Source organism: Ruminococcus hominis (genome assembly GCF_014287355.1).
Classification (GTDB): Bacteria; Bacillota; Clostridia; order Lachnospirales; family Lachnospiraceae; genus Schaedlerella; species Schaedlerella hominis.
Genome location: NZ_JACOPE010000001.1, coordinates 3,103,701 through 3,123,166, shown reverse-complemented (window position 1 = coordinate 3,123,166; position 19,466 = coordinate 3,103,701). Strand labels below are relative to the sequence as shown.

At 39.7% G+C, this 19,466-nt stretch carries 19 protein-coding genes; 16 read left to right on the top strand and 3 right to left on the bottom strand.

Features of this window, described 5'->3' with window-relative positions:
• Positions 1–177 precede the first annotated feature (177 nt).
• The 10 genes from H8S40_RS14220 (at position 178) to H8S40_RS14175 (ending at position 10,845) form a co-directional block, all read left to right on the top strand.
• Entirely contained in the window at positions 178–1,224 is a 1,047-nt protein-coding gene (locus H8S40_RS14220; RefSeq protein ID WP_186865463.1) for a PD-(D/E)XK nuclease family transposase, read from the top strand.
• A gap of 188 nt (positions 1,225–1,412) precedes the next feature.
• A complete protein-coding gene (locus tag H8S40_RS14215) occupies positions 1,413–3,095 on the top strand; it encodes a phospho-sugar mutase (RefSeq protein WP_186865462.1) in 1,683 nt (560 codons plus the stop codon).
• Between the two features lie 137 nt (positions 3,096–3,232).
• A complete protein-coding gene (locus H8S40_RS14210; protein ID WP_186865461.1) occupies positions 3,233–4,309 on the top strand; it encodes a 6-phosphofructokinase in 1,077 nt (358 codons plus the stop codon).
• 60 nt (positions 4,310–4,369) lie between these two features.
• Entirely contained in the window at positions 4,370–5,974 is a 1,605-nt protein-coding gene (dnaX, locus tag H8S40_RS14205) for a DNA polymerase III subunit gamma/tau (RefSeq protein WP_186865460.1), read from the top strand.
• Between the two features lie 2 nt (positions 5,975–5,976).
• On the top strand, positions 5,977–6,330 hold the full coding sequence (locus H8S40_RS14200; protein ID WP_022075422.1) for a YbaB/EbfC family nucleoid-associated protein: 354 nt from the start codon (positions 5,977–5,979) through the stop codon (positions 6,328–6,330).
• Complete coding sequence (gene recR, locus H8S40_RS14195; protein ID WP_117989987.1) at positions 6,330–6,926, top strand: recombination mediator RecR; 597 nt, start codon at positions 6,330–6,332, stop codon at positions 6,924–6,926. The genes H8S40_RS14200 and recR overlap by 1 nt, the downstream gene beginning before the upstream one ends.
• A complete protein-coding gene (locus tag H8S40_RS14190) occupies positions 6,907–8,064 on the top strand; it encodes a LacI family DNA-binding transcriptional regulator (RefSeq protein ID WP_186865459.1) in 1,158 nt (385 codons plus the stop codon). Before recR ends, H8S40_RS14190 begins: the two co-directional genes overlap by 20 nt.
• A 273-nt stretch (positions 8,065–8,337) precedes the next feature.
• Positions 8,338–8,991, top strand: a complete 654-nt coding sequence (fsa, locus tag H8S40_RS14185; RefSeq protein ID WP_117989988.1) for a fructose-6-phosphate aldolase — start codon at positions 8,338–8,340, stop codon at positions 8,989–8,991.
• Between the two features lie 91 nt (positions 8,992–9,082).
• The gene (locus tag H8S40_RS14180; protein ID WP_117989989.1) at positions 9,083–9,919 is read left to right on the top strand and encodes a transketolase; all 837 of its coding nucleotides are present in this window, start codon (positions 9,083–9,085) and stop codon (positions 9,917–9,919) included.
• The gene (locus tag H8S40_RS14175) at positions 9,907–10,845 is read left to right on the top strand and encodes a transketolase family protein (protein WP_022075417.1); all 939 of its coding nucleotides are present in this window, start codon (positions 9,907–9,909) and stop codon (positions 10,843–10,845) included. The genes H8S40_RS14180 and H8S40_RS14175 overlap by 13 nt, the downstream gene beginning before the upstream one ends.
• Before the next feature lie 78 nt (positions 10,846–10,923).
• On the opposite strand, the gene H8S40_RS14170 is transcribed toward H8S40_RS14175, so the two are convergent.
• Together H8S40_RS14170 and H8S40_RS14165 are read right to left on the bottom strand one after the other, a co-directional pair.
• Positions 10,924–11,199 (bottom strand): hypothetical protein, encoded by a 276-nt coding sequence (locus H8S40_RS14170; RefSeq protein ID WP_118724075.1) that lies wholly within the window; start codon positions 11,197–11,199, stop codon positions 10,924–10,926.
• 15 nt (positions 11,200–11,214) lie between these two features.
• Positions 11,215–11,613, bottom strand: coding sequence for a hypothetical protein (locus H8S40_RS14165; protein ID WP_186865458.1), 399 nt, complete (start codon positions 11,611–11,613; stop codon positions 11,215–11,217).
• Positions 11,614–11,910: 297 nt separating this feature from the next.
• On the opposite strand from H8S40_RS14165, the gene hypB reads away from it, so the two are divergent.
• From hypB to H8S40_RS14140, 5 genes are read left to right on the top strand one after another with little or no spacing between them, the layout of a single operon-like run.
• Complete coding sequence (gene hypB / locus H8S40_RS14160; protein ID WP_118724077.1) at positions 11,911–12,579, top strand: hydrogenase nickel incorporation protein HypB; 669 nt, start codon at positions 11,911–11,913, stop codon at positions 12,577–12,579.
• 28 nt (positions 12,580–12,607) lie between these two features.
• A complete protein-coding gene (locus H8S40_RS14155) occupies positions 12,608–15,313 on the top strand; it encodes an FAD-dependent oxidoreductase (protein ID WP_186865457.1) in 2,706 nt (901 codons plus the stop codon).
• A 4-nt stretch (positions 15,314–15,317) separates the two neighbouring features.
• Entirely contained in the window at positions 15,318–15,662 is a 345-nt protein-coding gene (locus H8S40_RS14150; RefSeq protein ID WP_118724079.1) for a hydrogenase maturation nickel metallochaperone HypA, read from the top strand.
• Between the two features lie 39 nt (positions 15,663–15,701).
• Positions 15,702–16,739 carry a DUF5692 family protein gene (locus tag H8S40_RS14145; RefSeq protein ID WP_186865456.1) on the top strand — a complete coding sequence of 346 codons (1,038 nt, stop codon included), beginning with the start codon at positions 15,702–15,704 and terminating at the stop codon, positions 16,737–16,739.
• A gap of 40 nt (positions 16,740–16,779) precedes the next feature.
• Entirely contained in the window at positions 16,780–17,487 is a 708-nt protein-coding gene (locus H8S40_RS14140) for a FadR/GntR family transcriptional regulator (protein ID WP_118724081.1), read from the top strand.
• Between the two features lie 47 nt (positions 17,488–17,534).
• Here H8S40_RS14140 and H8S40_RS14135 read toward each other — a convergent pair whose 3' ends face one another.
• Positions 17,535–18,089, bottom strand: a complete 555-nt coding sequence (locus H8S40_RS14135) for an HD domain-containing protein (RefSeq protein WP_366482595.1) — start codon at positions 18,087–18,089, stop codon at positions 17,535–17,537.
• A 203-nt stretch (positions 18,090–18,292) separates the two neighbouring features.
• On the opposite strand from H8S40_RS14135, the gene H8S40_RS14130 reads away from it, so the two are divergent.
• Entirely contained in the window at positions 18,293–19,462 is a 1,170-nt protein-coding gene (locus H8S40_RS14130; RefSeq protein ID WP_117989990.1) for a LysM peptidoglycan-binding domain-containing protein, read from the top strand.
• Positions 19,463–19,466: the final 4 nt, after the last annotated feature.

Here is a 19,466-nt window from a genome sequence, read left to right as displayed (position 1 = left end):
TGCATAATTACTTCTTTACAGCATTTTTAAACTATGCTATGTTAAATAAACATCTAAGGAGAAATTCTTTTCTCCACATTTATCTAAAGCCACAAGGCACTCATCTCGGGTTTCACATTCTGAAACAATATCCGATATGAAAAAACGAAATATTTCACACTAAGGAGGGCTATGCCTATGAAGAACATGTTACAACAGTATTTCCCAATGATTCGGACGAAGGAAGAACTGACGTCCGAGATTAAAAAGAGTTCTGTTCTGAGCAGAGAGTTTTACAGTTGGAAACCGGAGGCACGAAAGGAATTTATTGATTTTTGTACAGGAGCCAAAGGCGTTAAGATGATGTACGATTTTATCAGCAAGGAAATCTTAAATCCGGAGGTTGTACCGGAACGTGTGGACGAGCTATTATCACTTCTACTTGGTCAAGAAGTACATGTAAAAGACGTGCTTCCAAACGATGGAACGAGAATCGCGGATGAATCAGCACTTGTCATCATGGATATCGTGGTGGAATTGCAGGATAAAAGTATCGTGAACCTGGAAGTACAAAAAATCGGATACAAATTTCCAGGAGCAAGAAGTGCCTGCTATTCAGCAGATTTATTAATGCGCCAATATAAAAAAGTACGCAGTAAACGCAAGAAAAAGTTTAATTATAATGATATAAAAGACGTTTATACGATTGTTCTGTTTGAACAAAGTCCTGGAGCTTTTCATGAATTTCCAGACGATTATCTACATCAATTCCATCAATGTTCCAATACAGGATTAAAACTGAATTTATTACAGAAATATTTGTTTGTTCCGCTTGACATCTTCTTGGATTCTTTGCAATATAAAGATATCAAAATACAGAATCGACTGGATGCATGGCTTGCATTTTTAGGCTCGGATGACCCGGAAATCATTATTGATATCATCGAGCGATATCCGGATTTCAAGGAGATGTACCAGCAGGTCTATGATATCTGTCGAAACATCGAGGAGGTCATGGGAATGTTTTCGAAAGAGCTGTTGGAGATGGACAGGAATACTGTGGAGCTGATGATTGATGAGATGCAGGATGAGATAAAGCAGCAGAAAGAGACAATACAGGAAAAAGATGAAGCATTGCAACAGAATAAAGAAGTGATACAGCAAAAAGATAGTGAATTACAAGAAATGCAGCAGAAGATAAAGGAACTGCAAGAAGAACTTGAAAGGACAAAAGGTCTAAAGTAACGATAGAAACCATAAGAATCAAAATTTTCAAAAAAATATAATATAGTTTGAAAATTGTGATAATATTGTATATTTTTTGAAAAACTTTCCTTTCGCAATTGCTGTATTACCTCAGATATGGTATATTTAAATTAGTTTTTTACATAAGGGAAAAATAAAAAATGAAGAAGAGTCAGGAGTGATAGAAAATGTATCAGGATGAATACAAACGTTGGATGGAGGCTGATCTGGAGGACGCAGATCTGAAGCCTGAGCTGACAAAAATTGAAGGAAATGATGACGAGATTAAGGAGCGTTTTGCAGTTGCTCTTAAGTTTGGAACTGCAGGACTTCGCGGGGTTCTTGGAGCAGGTACAAACAGAATGAATATCTATGTTGTACGTCAGGCAACACAGGGACTTGCTAATTGGGTAAAAACTCAGGGTGGAACTCAGACTGTTGCAATTAGTTATGACAGCCGTATCAAAAGTGATGTGTTTGCGAAGAATGCAGCAAGTGTATTGGCGGCAAACGGAATCAAGGTTCGCATTTATGATGCGTTAATGCCTGTTCCGGCACTTTCTTTTGCAATTCGTTATTATAACTGTAATGCAGGTGTCATGGTGACAGCTTCTCATAACCCGGCAAAATATAACGGATATAAAGCGTACGGTCCGGATGGTTGCCAGATGACAGATGATGCTGCAGCTATCGTATACGATGAGATTCAGAAGACAGATGTATTAATAGGTGCGAAGTATATGCCATTTGCACAGGGTGTTGAAGAAGGTCTGATTCGTTTTGTTGGTGATGATTGCAAGAGAGCACTGTATGATGCAATCGAAGAGAGACAGGTTCGTCCGGACCTTTGCAAGACAGCAGGATTGAAGTTAGTATATAGTCCACTTAATGGTTCTGGATTAGTTCCGGTTACACAGATTTTAAAAGATATCGGAATTACAGATGTTACAATCGTTCCTGAGCAGGAATATCCAAATGGATATTTTACAACATGTAGCTATCCGAACCCAGAGATTTTCGAAGCTCTTGAGAAGGGTCTGAGTCTTGCGAAAGAGACAGGTGCAGATTTGATGCTTGCAACTGATCCGGATGCAGACCGTGTCGGTATTGCTATGAAGTGTCCGGATGGTTCGTATGAATTGGTTACTGGTAATGAAGTTGGAGTTCTTCTTCTTGATTATATTTGTGCAGGCCGTATTGAAAAAGGTACAATGCCTAAGAATCCGGTAGCGGTAAAATCTATCGTATCTACACCTCTTGCTGATGCTGTTGCAGAGCATTATGGTGTTGAGCTTAGAAGTGTTTTGACAGGATTTAAGTGGATTGGAGATCAGATTGCAGGACTTGAAGCAGCAGGAGAAGTTGAACGCTTTATCTTCGGATTTGAGGAGAGTTATGGATATCTGGCTGGTCCATATGTTCGTGATAAGGATGCAATCATCGGATCTATGCTGATTTGTGAGATGGCAGCATATTACAGAAGTATTGGAAGTTCTCTGAAACAGAGAATGGAAGAAATTTATTCTGAATATGGCCGTTACCTGAACCAGATTGATAGTTTTGAGTTCCCGGGACTTAGTGGTATGGATCAGATGGCTGGAATCATGCAGGGCTTAAGAGAAAAACCGCTTGAGGAGATTGCAGGATATAAGGTTGTGAATGTTACAGACTACAAGAAACCAGAAGAGACAGGGCTTCCGGCTGCAAATGTTCTTATTTACAAATTGGAAAATAATGAGACAGTTATTGTTCGTCCTTCAGGAACAGAACCTAAGATTAAGATTTACTACACAACACTCGGTAAAAATCTTGAGGAAGCACAGGCAGAGAAAGATAAGTTGTCTGAGGCTTTAAAACCAATCATGAAATAAAAAGTTAAAAAAGTGATAGAATAAAATAATGAGACTATGGGGAAATGTGATCGATGAGATTTTTCTTTATAGTCTCATTTATTTATGCTAAAATAAATACAGTATGCAAAAGTTTTTCAGCAAGGAGGATAAATACTATGCTTAGAATTGGAATGTTGACAAGTGGTGGAGATTGTCAGGCGCTGAACGCAGCAATGCGAGGAGTTGTGAAAGGAATCTGCACAAAGCGTGATGATGTAGAGATTTATGGTTTTCAAGATGGATATAAAGGATTAATATATGGTAACTTTAGCATGTTGACTCCGAAAGATTTTTCGGGAATTCTGACACGTGGAGGTACGATTCTTGGAACATCAAGACAGCCGTTTAAATTGATGCGTGTGCCGGATGCCGATGGTCTTGATAAGGTTGAAGCTATGAAGCACACATATTATAAGCTGAATTTGAATTGTCTTGTGATTCTTGGTGGTAATGGAACACATAAGACAGCAAACCTGCTTCGCGAGGAAGGGCTGAATGTAGTAACTTTACCAAAAACAATTGATAACGATCTCTGGGGAACAGATATGACGTTTGGATTCCAGAGTGCAGTAGATATTGCGACAGATACAATTGACCGCATTCACACAACTGCAACATCACACAGCAGAGTATTTATTATTGAGATAATGGGACATAAAGTAGGTCACGTTACATTGCATGCAGGAATTGCAGGCGGAGCTGATATCATTCTTCTTCCGGAAATTCCATATGATATTAAGGCGATTTCTGATGTGATTCAGAAACGCACAAAGGCGGGTAAGAAATTTACGATTCTTGCGGTAGCGGAAGGTGCGATTTCAAAAGAAGATGCGAAGCTGAAGAAGAAAGAGTATAAAGAAAAGCTTGCAAAGAGAAAATATCCTTCTATTGCATACGAGTTGGCTGAACAGATTGAGAAGACAACAGATAAGGAGGTTCGAATTACAGTTCCGGGACATACACAGCGCGGCGGTTCTCCATGTGCATATGATCGTGTATTTGCAACAAGAGTCGGAGCTAAGGCAGCAGAGTTGATTTTAAATCAGGAATATGGATACATGGTAGCAATGCGTGACGGAGAGATTACAAAGGTTCCGCTGGAAGAGGTTGCCGGAAAGCTGAAATATGTCGATCCAAAATGCAGTTTTATTCAGGAAGCGAAAATGATAGGAATTAGCTTCGGAGATGAATAATGAGATAGTCCGTGACAGGATATTTTCAAAAAAATAACTAGAAACAAAGAGGTGTGATTCATGTCATATACGGCATTATACAGAAAGTTCCGTCCGACTACATTTGAGGATGTAAAGGGTCAGGATCATATTATAAAGACATTACAGAATCAGATTAAGGCAGACCGTATCGGACATGCGTATCTATTTTGCGGAACTCGTGGAACAGGAAAGACGACTGTGGCAAAAATATTTGCCAAGGCAGTGAATTGTGAACATCCGGTGGATGGAAGTCCATGTGGAGAGTGTGCGATGTGCAAAGCGATTGCAGCCGGCACGTCGATGAATGTGATTGAGATTGATGCGGCATCTAACAATGGTGTGGATAATATTCGAGAGATCCGGGAGGAAGTGGCGTATCGTCCGACGGAAGGACGCTTTAAGGTTTACATTATTGATGAGGTGCATATGTTGTCTATCGGAGCATTTAATGCACTTTTAAAGACATTGGAGGAACCGCCGGAGTATGTGATATTTATTTTGGCAACAACGGAGGTTCATAAGATTCCAATCACAATTTTATCTCGATGTCAGCATTATGATTTTCATCGAATTACGATTGATACGATTGCAGGCCGAATGAATGATCTGATGGAAATTGAACAGGTGGATGTTGAGCAGAGAGCAATACGATATATTGCAAAGGCTGCAGACGGCTCGATGCGTGATGCGTTGAGTCTTCTGGATCAGTGTATTGCATTTTATCTGGGGCAGAAGCTGACGTATGATAATGTTTTGGAAGTGCTTGGTGCAGTGGATACCGATGTCTTCAGCCGTTTGCTTCGTAACATTATAGCGAGAGATGTTCCTAAGGTTTTGGATACGGTGGAAGAACTGGTAATGCAGGGGCGAGAGCTTTCGCAATTGACGGCGGATTTCACTTGGTATCTTCGTAACTTGCTTCTCGTTAAGACTTCTGATAATATGGAAGATGTTCTGGATGTGTCTTCAGAAAATCTTCAGCAGTTAAAAGAAGAAGCACAGATGATAGAAGTGGATACACTGCTTCGCTATATCCGTATTTTTTCGGAATTATCCGGCCAGATGAAATATGCGACACAGAAGAGAGTGCTCTTGGAAGTGGCGTTGATCAAGTTATGTACACCGGCGATGGAAGTGAATACGGATAGTTTGCTGGATCGGATCCGTGCGGTGGAAGACCGATTAGATCGTGAACTGGAAGCGGTACAGGAGAAGGTAGTGTACGTCAATGCGTCTGAGGTCAATAGTATAGCAGGGAATACGAATTCTTCTTCAAGAAAAAGCCAGCCGAAACCAGAGCTGCCGGATGCAGTACCGGAGGAAATACAGAAGGTGGTGCAAAATTTCCGCTCTATCGCAGATGAGGTATCTGCACCGACTAGTATTTATCTGAAACAGGCAAGATTAAGTCTGGGAGGAGATAATCGGTTATTGATTGTTCTGTCTGATAGTATTGCAGCGGAAAGTGTGAAGAGGGAAGATCATAAGCAAGAAATCGAGTCGGTGATTGAGCAGAGAATCGGCAAGAAGGTTGAAGTTGAGGTGCGTCAGCTAGATGACGGGCGAAGATTTGAAGATACATTTGTAGATTTAGAAAAACACATGGAAAAAGTAATTAACATGGAAATAACAGTGGAGGATTGATCATGGCAAAACGTGGTGGTTTCCCAGGTGGCGGAATGCCGGGGAATATGGCAAATTTAATGAAGCAGGCTCAGAAGATGCAGCGTCAGATGGAAGAGCAGGCAAAGGAAATGGAGACAAAAGAATTTACAGCAACAGCTGGAGGCTCAGCTGTAGAAGTGACAATGTCTGGTAAGAGAGAAGTAGTCAGAGTGAAACTGTCTGAAGAAGTAGTGGATCCGGATGACATTGAGATGTTAGAAGATTTGATCGTTGCAGCAACGAATGAAGCACTTCGTAAAGTTGATGAAGAATCAGGTGCTGCAATGTCTAAACTGACAGGTGGACTTGGCGGCGGAATGCCGGGGTTATTTTAATGGAATATTATAGTAATCAGATCAGCCGGTTGATAGAAGAGTTTTCAAGACTTCCGGGAATCGGTGCAAAGTCAGCACAGAGATTGGCATTTCATATTATTAATATGCCGAAAGAGCAGGTAGAGAATCTTGCGAAAACCATGGTAGATGCACGTAACAACGTGCGCTACTGTGCACAGTGCTGTACTCTTACGGATCGGGAGATATGTCCAATTTGCAGTAATCCAGACCGAGACCATAAGACAATCATGGTAGTTGAAAGTCCGAGAGATTTGGCAGCATATGAGAAAACCGGAAAATATAATGGTGTGTATCACGTGCTTCATGGAGCTATTTCACCGATGCTCGGAATCGGACCTGGCGATATTAAATTAAAAGAATTGATGGCTCGCCTTCAAGGGGATGTTGATGAGGTGATCATTGCGACAAACTCAAGTTTAGAAGGTGAAACAACAGCAATGTACATTAGTAAATTGATTAAGCCGGTTGGAATCAAAGTCAGCCGGATTGCCAGCGGTGTTCCGGTCGGCGGTGATCTGGAATATATCGATGAAGTGACACTTTTGAGAGCACTGGATGGCAGAACAGAGCTGTGAGGTAGAGCAATTGGGAAAAAAAGTAACATCTTCAGATGTGGCAAAACATGCAGGAGTATCGCAGGCAACGGTATCTATGGTATTAAATAAGAAATATAATGTCTCATTTTCTCGAGAAGTAATAGAGAGAGTAGAGCACTCAGCAGAAGAACTTGGGTATGAGCTTCCAAAACGAAAGCAAAAAAGGGAGAGCAGAAGAGAAAAACTGCTGGTAGTATTTTGCCCAAATCTGACCAATCCATATTATGTGATGTTGTTGCAGGGAATTGAATCACGCGCAACGGAACAAGGATATGGATTGTTTGTCTGTAATACACAGAGAAGTCTTGTGCTGGAGGAACAGTATTTGAAAATGTTATCGTCTCTGAATCCACGAGGTGTGATTTATACTTGTAATCCGAGCCGGTGTTATCTGGAAATGATAGAAGAATTATCAAAAACCATTCCATTTGCAATTATTAATAATCAGAATGAAAAACTAGAAGTTGATGCAGTGGAGCTTGATAATTCAAAACTGGGCAGGATCATGGCGAGACATTTGTTAGATTTGGGACATAAGAAAGTGGCATACATCGCACCGCCGCTCACAGTGCGGCAAAAACAACGTTCAAAGCGGGTGGAAGGATTTTTAAAAGAGTTCAGTGAAGCCGGTTTGGCAAATGGCGTTGTTATCAAGTCTGCAAATGAATCCATTGATCAGGATGTACCGGGTATTGATTCGGAATATCGGATTGGATATGATTTAACAAAAGAAGTACTGGAGGAGCATGGAGATGTGACTGCAATCGTAGGGCTGAATGATATGATTGCATTTGGAATTTTGGATGCACTTTATGACGAAAAGTACAAGGTGCCAAATGACATGTCGGTTATGGGGTGTGACAATACCTTATTTTCTAAAATGAGAAAACTATCTTTAACTACGATAGAGCATTTTGTCATTTATAAAGGCAGAGATGCCTGTGATATTATAATGAAGAAGATAAAAAGTGCTGATCAGAAATACGGAGAAATCCAGCCAATCAGTATTTATCATGTGGAATATGAGCCTCAGCTTGTGGCGAGGGGGACGACATCATATCCACCGGGTAAAAAAACAAAAATTAATGCAAAAAAGAAAAATATTAATAAATATTAATACAAATAGAACGTATTGATATAAAAATAAAATTCCTATATAGTTTAATTATGGGGATAAAACTGCTAAGTTGAAAAATGACGAGCAGATAAACAATGAAATAAATTGAGTTTTGTTAATAAAATCAATTTATAAACAGAAGGAAATTATTAATAATTTTCCGGCCTATTGACCGTTTTGTTTTTCGTGACTATAATCGAAAGTAAAGAGAGCAAATAAAAAATTTGCAAAAATTATCTCGTGAACAGGTCGTATTTTAAGGAGGAACAAGACATGAAATTTTTTATTGACACAGCAAAAGTAGAGGATATTAAAAAAGCAAATGATATGGGAGTAATCTGTGGAGTTACAACAAATCCATCTTTGATTGCTAAAGAAGGCCGTGTATTTGAAGAAGTTATCGCTGAGATTGCTTCTATCGTAGACGGACCGATCAGTGGAGAGGTAAAGGCTACTACAACAGATGCAGAGGGCATGATTGCAGAAGGACGTGAGATTGCAAAGATTCATCCAAACATGGTTGTTAAGATTCCAATGACAGTAGAAGGACTCAAAGCAGTTAAAGTTCTTACAGCTGAGGGAATCAAGACAAATGTGACATTGATCTTCTCTGCAAACCAGGCACTTCTTGCAGCAAGAGCTGGTGCTACATATGTATCACCATTCCTTGGAAGACTGGATGATATTTCTACAAGAGGAACAGATTTGATTGCAGAGATCGCAGAGATGTTTGCAGTTGCAGGAATTGAGACAGAGATCATTGCAGCAAGTGTAAGAAATCCAATCCATGTAACAGATTGTGCTCTTGCAGGAGCTGATATTGCAACAGTACCATATGCAGTAATTGAGCAGATGACACATCATCCATTGACAGATGCAGGAATTGAAAAATTCAAAAAAGACTATATTGCAGTATTTGGTGAGTAGGTCGAACAAGTCTCATAAAGAGGCTTGCGGTTTGTAGTTGTGCTGTATTATAATACAGTTACGTATGAACATAAAAAACAGGAGGAGTCTCATGGACAAATTAGAATTAATGAAAACAGCCAACGAAGTCCGTAAAGGAATCGTGACTGCTGTACATAGCGCAAAAGCCGGACATCCGGGCGGATCTTTATCTGCAGCAGATATCTTTACATATCTGTATTTTGAAGAAATGAACATTGACCCAAAAGAACCTAAGAAAGCAGACCGTGACCGTTTTGTTCTTTCAAAAGGACACACAGCACCGGGATTGTATTCTGCATTGGCACACAGAGGATATTTCCCTGTAGAAGATTTGAAAACACTTCGTCATACAGGTTCTTATCTGCAGGGACATCCGGATATGAAACATATCCCGGGTGTAGATATGTCATCTGGTTCACTTGGACAGGGAATTTCAGCCGCAGTAGGTATGGCACTTGCTGCAAAATTGTCTAATGAAGATTATCGTGTATATACACTTCTTGGAGATGGTGAAATTCAGGAAGGACAGGTATGGGAGGCATCTATGCTCGCAGGTTCCCGTAAACTGGACAACCTGGTTGTGATTGTAGATAATAATAATTTACAGATTGACGGAACAATTGAAGAGGTAAACTCTCCATATCCAATTGATAAGAAATTCGAAGCATTCAATTTCCATGTAATTACAATTAATGGTAATGATATGGATGAGATTGCAGCAGCTTTGAAAGAAGCAAGAGAGACAAAGGGAATGCCGACAGCAATTATTGCAAAGACAACAAAAGGAAAAGGTGTTTCCTTCATGGAGAATGCAGTAGGCTGGCATGGAAAAGCTCCAAACGATGAAGAATATAAGATCGCAATGGAAGATTTAGAGAAAGCAGGTGAAGCATTATGTCAGAAGTAAAGAAGATCGCAACGAGAGATAGTTATGGTAATGCTTTAGTTGAGCTTGGTAAAGAACATGACAATTTAGTTGTTCTGGATGCCGACCTGGCAGCAGCAACAAAGACGGGTGTGTTCAAAAAAGAATTTCCGGAGAGACATATTGACTGTGGTATCGCAGAAGGTAATATGGTAGGTGTAGCAGCAGGACTGGCAGCAGCAGGAAAGGTTCCATTTGCAAGTTCTTTTGCAATGTTTGCAGCCGGACGTGCATTTGAGCAGATTCGTAACTCTGTTGCATATCCACATTTAAATGTAAAGATCGGAGCAACTCATGCAGGTATTTCTGTAGGAGAGGACGGAGCAACTCACCAGTGTAACGAAGATATCGCACTGATGCGTTCAATTCCGGGAATGGTTGTTCTCAATCCATCCGATGATGTAGAAGCAAGAGCTGCTGTAAAAGCTGCTTATGAGTATGAAGGACCGGTTTATTTGAGATTTGGCCGTCTGGCAGTGCCGGTTATCAATGATAGAGAAGATTACAAATTTGAGATGGGTAAAGGTGTTGTTCTTCGTGAAGGAAAAGACCTTACAATCGTAGCCAGCGGACTTCCGGTTGCAAATTGTCTGGAAGTGGCAGAAAGATTATCTGCAGAAGGAATTGAAGCGAAAGTGATCAATATCCATACAATCAAACCTCTGGACGAAGATCTAATCGTTGCAGCAGCAAAAGAGACAGGTAAAGTAGTTACAGTTGAAGAACATTCTGTGATCGGCGGACTTGGAAGTGCAGTATGTGATGTGCTTTCAGAGAAAGCTCCAACAAAAGTTCTGAAGATTGGTGTGAATGATGTGTTTGGAGAATCCGGACCGGCATTAGAACTGCTTAAGAAATATGGTTTGGATACAGATGGAATTTATGAGAAAGTGAAAGCTTTCTGCTAAGATAAGAACCGAATAGGGACGGAGTTAGGCGGCTTTTTCGTATGAAAAAAGCCGCCTAATTTCATCCCTATTCGGTTCTTATACTGTTTTTCTTCTATGAGCAAAAGTGGTTAATCCCCATAATACAACTCCACAAATGATAACTACAATTCCAAGAAAAGTATCATTAAGGCTCAAATCGAAAAATGCTTCTCCCTCCCGTAATTGAAAAACACCATCAATTGACCACATCAGTGTTGCACCCCAATACATTAATGCAAGTTTATGCAACTGGAATTGTTGGATAAACTGTGGGTGTGAGAAACAAATTATGCTTGTGAAGACCGCTGCAAGAAAAGTTAATATCAAACACATAAACAATTCCTCCTACTAATCAGTAATTATAGATTTGTCGGACTGTTTTTTTAGTGCCATATAACAAACAGCAACTGCAATAAACCATGTAAATGTAACTGTAAGAGCCATAGCAGTACCTACGGTTGCAATTTCGGTCAACATAGGACTAATGTCATTTGGATTGTTTAGCGCAGTAAGGAAAGGAAACCAGGGAACAATCTCGCCGTGCCAGATGTGTTCGATAAGAAGCAGAAAACTTCCTCCCCATAAGAGTGTGCTTAACCATTGCAGTTTCTGAACAAGGTAAGATGAAAATGTGACAGATTCCTGCTGTTTAGATTCAGAAGAATTGTCCTTGCTTACCTTGCGATTGTGATGTGCGGCTGCAGATACAACGATTGCTTCGGTAGCCGGTGCTAAAAAGCATGCCATGTAAAAACCCCCTTTAAATAAAATAGTGTAATATTGAAAATTACCTTTCGAATAGTTACAAAGTATCATATTAAATAGTGAGTGTCAAGTAAGGCTGGAATAAAAAAGAATGTTCTGGTTATACCAGATACCAAAACGAGAAAAAACGAATTAAATAAAAGAAAATGAGAAAATATTAGTGTGAAATACACGAAAAAATCAAGATAAATTGACAAAAATCGTGCAAAATAATATAATGATAGAAAAATGACAATAATTGGTATAGCCAATTATTAATAAACAGAAGGAGGAAATGTAATGGGGAAATTCAGAACGCTGGAAATTAAGCAGAGTGTCTTTGCGGATAATGATAAACGAGCGGATGAAGTGAGAAAAGAATTGAAAGAAAAAAAGGTCTATCTTTTAAATTTAATGTCATCACCTGGTTCTGGGAAGACAACGACATTAACAAGAACGATAGAAGCATTAAAGAATCAGATTCGAATCGGAGTGATGGAAGCGGATATTGATTCTGATGTGGATGCTAAGACTATTTCAGAATTAGGTGTGAAAGCGATCCAGTTACATACAGGTGGAATGTGTCATCTGGATGCAGATATGACAGCACAAGGATTAGAAGGATTGGAGACGGGGGATATAGATCTGGCAATTCTGGAAAATGTGGGGAATCTTGTCTGTCCTGCTGAATTTGATACAGGAGCAGTAAAAAATGCAATGATCTTAAGTGTACCGGAAGGGGATGACAAACCATTAAAATATCCATTGATGTTTTCAATTTGCGATGTTGTATTGATTAATAAGATAGATGTTATGCCGTATTTTGATTTCGATATGGAAGCTTGCAAAAAAAATATTTTAATGCGTAATCCGAATGCAAAGATTATTCCGATTTGTGCGAAAACAGGAGAAGGGATAGATAAGTGGGCAGACTGGCTTCTGAATGAAGTAAAGATTTGGCAAGAATAAAAATTAAAATGAAAGGAGGGGCAAAATTATGGCTGAAGAGAGAGAACTGATTTTGAAACTGGGACAGAAAGTCACAGATAGGATTGGTCACAAAGTTACAGTAGATGATCCGGAATATTGGGGACTGGCCGGAGTTGTAACAGATGAGATGGCTGAGGTAGCATTGAAGATGAAAGTCCGAAAACCGATGACATTTTCACAGCTTTTAAAAGCCACAGGAAAAGAAGAAAAAGAACTGCAGAAATTGTTGGATGACATGAGTGAGATTGGGCTTCTGGAATACAACTGGGAGAATCCGAAAAAAGAAAAACAATATGTACTTCCAATGTTTGTTCCGGGAAGCGCAGAGTTCTTCAACATGAATGAAGAACGATTAAAAGAACATCCGGAACTGGCTCATTTTTTTGAACGTATGTCAAGGCTTCCGCTTGAGAAGGTAACTCCAATGGTACCGCCTGGAGGAGCTGGAATCGGAATGCATGTAATACCGGTGGAAAAAGCAATCGAGATGGAGAATCAGTCAGTAGATATTGAACATATTTCGCATTGGCTAAAAAAATATGATGGAAAATACGCAGCCAGTCCATGTTCTTGTCGATTGTCCAGAAAAACATATGGGGAAGGCTGTGCAGATGATCCGGCAGACTGGTGTATTGCGGTAGGTGATATGGCAGACTATGTTGTTGAGACAAATAAAGGTGGCAGATATATTACTTATGATGAAGTGATAGATATTTTAAAACGTGCAGAAGATAATGGATTTGTTCATCAGATTACAAATATAGACGGCGAAAATAAGATTTTTGCAATCTGTAACTGTAATGTTAATGTTTGTTATGCGTTACGTACATCACAGTTATTTAATACTCCGAACATGTCTCGTTCTGCATACGTGGCGAGAGTGTCAACCGAAGACTGTGTGGCATGTGGACGCTGCGTAGAATTTTGTCCGGCTGGAGCAGTAAAGCTTGGGCAGAAGCTTTGTACGAATGAGGGTATGATTGAATACCCGAAGCAGGAACTCCCGGATGCAGCAAAATGGGGACCGGAAAAGTGGACAGAAGATTATAGAGACAAGAATCGTATCAATTGTTATGATACAGGAACTGCTCCATGTAAAACGGCCTGTCCTGCCCACATTGCAGTTCAGGGATATTTGAAAAAGGCAGCTCAGGGTAAATATCAGGATGCACTTGCATTAATAAAAAAAGAAAATCCATTCCCGGCGGTGTGTGGAAGAGTATGCAACAGGCGATGTGAAGATGCATGCACGAGGGGAACTATCGACCAGGCAGTAGCGATAGACGAAGTGAAGAAATTTATTGCTGAACAGGATTTGCATGCGGAAACAAGATATATTCCACCAATTATTCCGCCTACAACAGGACGTCTTTTCGATGAGAAAGTAGCAATCATTGGAGCTGGTCCGGCAGGATTAAGCTGTGCATTTTATCTTGCAGAAAAAGGATATTGTCCGGTGGTATTTGAAAAAAATGAAAAACCGGGCGGAATGCTTCGATATGGAATCCCATCCTTTAAATTAGAGAAAGATGTAATTGATGCAGAAATCGAAGTGATTCGTGAGATGGGTGTAGAAATTCGTTGTGGTGTTGAGATTGGAAAAGATATCACGTTAGATGAATTACGAAATCAAGGCTATAAAGCATTTTACATTGCAATTGGATGCCAGGGTGGAAGATTGCCTGGAATTCCGGGAGAAGATGCAGATGGAGTTATGACTGCGGTCGAGTTACTTCGAACAGTTGGAGAAGATGAAAAATATCCGATAACTGGCAATGTGGTAGTTATCGGAGGTGGTAATGTAGCAATTGATGTGGCGAGAACAAGTCAGCGATGTGGTGCAGGCTCTGTTCAAATGTATTGTCTGGAAAGCAGAGAAACAATGCCGGCTTCTTTAGAAGAAATTCAAGAAGCAGAAGAAGAGGAAATCCAGATTAACTGTGGTTGGGGACCGAAAGAAGTTCTTGTAAAAGACGGAAAAGTGACAGGAATTGTTTTGAAAAAATGTGTATCTGTATTTGATGAAGAAGGCAGATTTGCTCCGAAATATGATGAGGATGACGTAATCACAGTAGCGTGTGAACATGTATATTTCAGTGTCGGTCAGAGTATTGAATGGGGAAATCTTTTGGAAAACAGTAAGGTTGAATTAGGACGCGGTAATGGAGCTGTTGCAGATTCACTTACATATCAGACGGCAGAGCCTGATGTGTTTGTCGGCGGAGATGTTTATACAGGTCCAAAGTTTGCGATCGATGCAATTGCAGCAGGAAAAGAAGGCGCAGTATCAATCCATCGCTTTGTGCAGCCGAATAGCAGTCTTACAATAGGAAGAAACCGAAGAGAATTTATTGAACTTGATAAAGAAAATTTGAAGGTTAGTGAATATGATAATGGCTCAAGACAAATTCCGGGCATGGATAAGCAGATTGATGCCAAGAAATCTTTCCGGGATGCACATTTAACATTTACAGAAGAGCAGGTTAAAGCAGAGACAGCAAGATGCCTGGGATGCGGAGCATCTATTGTAGATGAGAACAAATGTATTGGATGTGGTGTCTGCACAACAAAATGTGAGTTTGATGCGATTCATTTATTTAGAGAAAACCCAGATTGCAGTAAAATGGTGAAGTCAGAAGATAAGATGAAAGCAATCCTGCCATATGCCTTGAAGCGCGGAATTAAGATTAAGTTTGGTAAGAAAGAGAAGTAGGATTATGCATGAACTAGGTATCGTGTTTCATATTATAGACAGCCTTGAAAAGATAGCAGTAGAAAATAAGCTCAGCGAAGTTGCAAGTGTGACCCTAGAAATCGGGGAAGTATCCGGAGTTGTTGATTCTTATTTGAAGGACTGCTGGAAATGGGCAGTAAATAAGCATGAATTTATAAAAGGTGCAGAATTGATCACGGAAGAAATTCCGGCAGTCAGTTTTTGTGAGGATTGCCAAAAATCTTACGGAACAGTTGAGTATGGACGGACGTGTCCGTATTGTTCCGGAGAAAAAACATATTTATTAACAGGGAATGAATTTAATATTAAAGAAATTGAAGCATGTTGATGATGAAAAAATGGCATGCAAAAAGAGGAGGAATGTAACATGTTATTTCAAATTTATGGAGAGGGAGCCGGCTGGCAATTATTAGGATGGCTGCTTGTATTTACCTGTCTTGTGCTTGCAAATGAATTTGCAAGAAGAAGTAAAATGGGCGGTATTATCTGCTTTGGAGTGATTCCGGTATTGTTGACAGTATATTTTATTGCAATTTATGTTTGTGCGGCTTTGGGAATGGACTGGGCATTGAACAATGATACTTATGTGCATATGACAAGCTGGTTCCATTATGCGAAATTATATGCAGCTACGGCTGGATGTATTGGGTTTATGATGTTAAAATACAAATGGGGAATCGGAAAAACAGAATGGTTTAAAGTATTTCCGTTTGTGATTGTTGCAGTTAATATTTTGATTGCTGTTGTAAGTGATTTCGAATCTGGAATTCGTGGTGCTATGGCACTGGCAGAATATGGAGACCGCTGGTGGCTGTCTTCAGAAAATGTATGGCTGTATGGAGGCTGGTGGAACTGGGTAAATGGTATTGCAGGAATTTTAAATATTCTTTGTATGACAGGCTGGTGGGGGATTTATTCTTCAAAAGACAAAAAAGATATGCTTTGGCCTGATATGACATGGTGCTTTATCATAGCATATGATCTTTGGAATTTTGAATATACATACAATAACCTGCCGACACATACATGGTATTGTGGACTTGCATTGCTCTTAGCACCGACATTTGCAAATGCATTGTGGAACAAAGGTGGCTGGATTCAGAACCGTGCGAATACATTGGCATTATGGTGTATGTTTGCACAGGTATTCCCATTATTCCAGGATGCAAGCAGATTTTCAGTGATTCCGGTTTTATATGCAGATGGATTTATGGACAGTGCGATTCGCCCAACAGCAGTAAACCCGACTATGCAGGGTGTTATAGCAATTATAGCGTTGGCAGCAAATGTACTTTGTCTTGCATTTATCATAAAACGAGCAAAGGAACAGAAGAAAAATCCATATAAGAATGAAATATTTACAGACCAGAAGGATTTCCAGATTGCAATGTCAAGAGCTGAGTAGAAATAAAACTTTTATAATATAAAAGAAGAGGAGAGAGTCAATGGAGTTTCAAAAAATTAGTTCTCCGTCATTACGTGAGCTTTTTGTAGAACAACTACAGCATATGATTTTATCAGGAAAACTAAAGATTGGAGAAAAACTTCCATCCGAAAGACAGCTTGCAGAGATGATGCAGGTCAGCAGAGCGGTTGTGAATGGAGGAATATCCGATCTTGAAAAAATGGGATTTGTTCATGTTAAAGCGAGAAGCGGAACTTATGTGGCAGATTACAGAAGAAAAGGAACAATTGAAACTCTGTTGGCTATCATGAAATATAATGGAGGAAGCCTTCGGAATGAAGAAATCCGTTCTATATTTGAAGTGAGGATTGCATTGGATACTTTGGCGGCAAGGCTGTGTGTAGATTCGCTTAGTGATGAACAGATAGACATCTTATACGAGAAAGTATGTGAGATGAAAGACGCACAGAAGATGTCGGAGGCAGTTCAGGCAGCTTTTGAATTTCAACATGAATTCGCCTTAATGTCAAATAATGCATTGATTCCATTGATAATACAGTCTTTTAAAAGTCCGATTTTTGCGATGTGGGAGAGATATTGTGCTTTATATGGATTAGAGGCACTTTATGAAAATAATTATAAAATGTGGACATATATAGCGAATAGAGATACTGAAGGTGTAATTAAATGGGTTGAGTCTTCTATGAAGAATTGTATAGAAGGAAATCAGCAGATATACTACGAGTAACCAAACAGGGACGGAGTTAGGCGGCTTTTTCGTATGAAAAAAGCCGCCTAACTCCGTCCCTGCCCGGTCTCCAGAGCCCCGCAATATTTATCGGTCAAAGTGGTGATCCAGCCTTCTTTTGTTCTTGGTACTTTTAAAACTGTTACCGGCCACATGTGGGCAAGAATGATATCTTCTTCAATCGGATTCAGGTTGAAGAATTTTTTTGCATGTCGATAGGCATGTTTGGGATGGTGGATTCCGTGAAAACGTTCACCGGTCTTCTGGGCATGAGTATGCCAGTCATACAAAAATAAATCGTGGAGCATACCGCCGCGGGCAGCAGAGCGGGCATCCAGATGAAAATAACGGCACACTACATAATTATAATAGGCTACATGCAGGCAATGCTCATAACAGTTAGTGTGTCCGTGATGAGGGTATAATTTCATGCGAAGGACAACAGGATGTTCTGCAATATCTCTGATACATTCGTAAAAATCTTCACCCCATTCCTTTTTTAAGTCAACAGGATCGTACAATGCTTCTTTGCGAAGCTGATCTAATAATTTATTCTTTAATTTCATTTTAATCACCAGATTTCCAAATTCTGAAATTATCATAGCACTTCTGACAAGATAAAGTAACCCCATTATTTATTTGTCGAATTCTCCTGACAGAAAATGATAAAATCATACATTTCCAAGGTGCTATTCTTTTGAGTGTTCAATGTGGAACGGATTCCTGTTCTTTAGACAATCTGCGGGATGCCAAATTACAGTGCGCGCTGGTATACCTGCAAAAAATATAGCAGAGGTGAGTAGAAATGGAAAGACAGATACCAAAAAACGTACGTCAGATCGGAAATGTAAGTGATACACCTAAAATATATGTGGAAGATTATGTAGATACTTTTTTTACCCAACTATGCGAGAAAGCAGGAGAAACACCAATCGGTGCATTTCTTGTCGGAGACATGCAAAAGACAAAGGAAGAAGAATATGTCTATATATATGGGGCAATTCAGATGCATGATCTTAAAACAGATGAATCCGGGTTTGTGATAGATGAAGAAACCTGGAAACAAGCCTATGAAGATTGTAAAGAATTTTTTGAAAACGGAGAATTGCTGGGATGGTTTGTGACGCAGGCCAATATAGAATTAACAGTATCAAACAATACTTTGCGTTTACATAAAAAATCATTTCCGAAAAAGAATACAGTATTTATCATGAAAGATGCGGCAGAAAAAGAGGAAGCGTATTATGTGCATAAATTCAATGATCTTATGGAGATTGCAGGACATTATACCTATTATGAAAAAAATCCTTGTATGCAGGATTATATGATTGCAAATAGAAAGAAAAATGGGATGTCTCCCACGGAAACTGTGGAAGATCAGGCAGCGAAGGATTTTCGAAATATTGTGCACACCAAAACGGGGGAACGAAAAAAGAAAGTTTACACAAATCGTATCATGCAAGGAGTAAGTGCGTGTCTTATTCTTCTTGTTGTTGTGATGGGGGCGGTCATGATCAATAACTTCGGTAAAATGAAGGCAGCACAGGTTACACTTGGAGAAAGAGCAGGAATAGAAGATTCTGCTGGTGAAGAGGTGGCAGAAACAAGCGGAAATGTAACTGCGGTAACAGGAGAAGCTGCGAAGGAAGAAGCGAAAAAGACAGATACAAAACAGAATAATAGTGAGCAGGGACAAGCAGGAAATATTGAAGATACAGAGAAAGAAGAAACAAAAGAAAATCCAAATCAAAATAATGAAGTAAAAACTGCATGGGAAGAAAGTACAGAAACGGTGTCAGGCGATACACAGGTAAATGGTTCAGATGGAATTTATGTGGTAGAGCAGGGCGATACACTGGCAATTATCAGTCGGAAAATGTATGGGGACGTAGGACATGTAGATGCTATTTGTAGAATGAATGGGCTTGAGGATGGTAACCTGATTTATATCGGACAAAAATTGCTATTGCCATAACTTC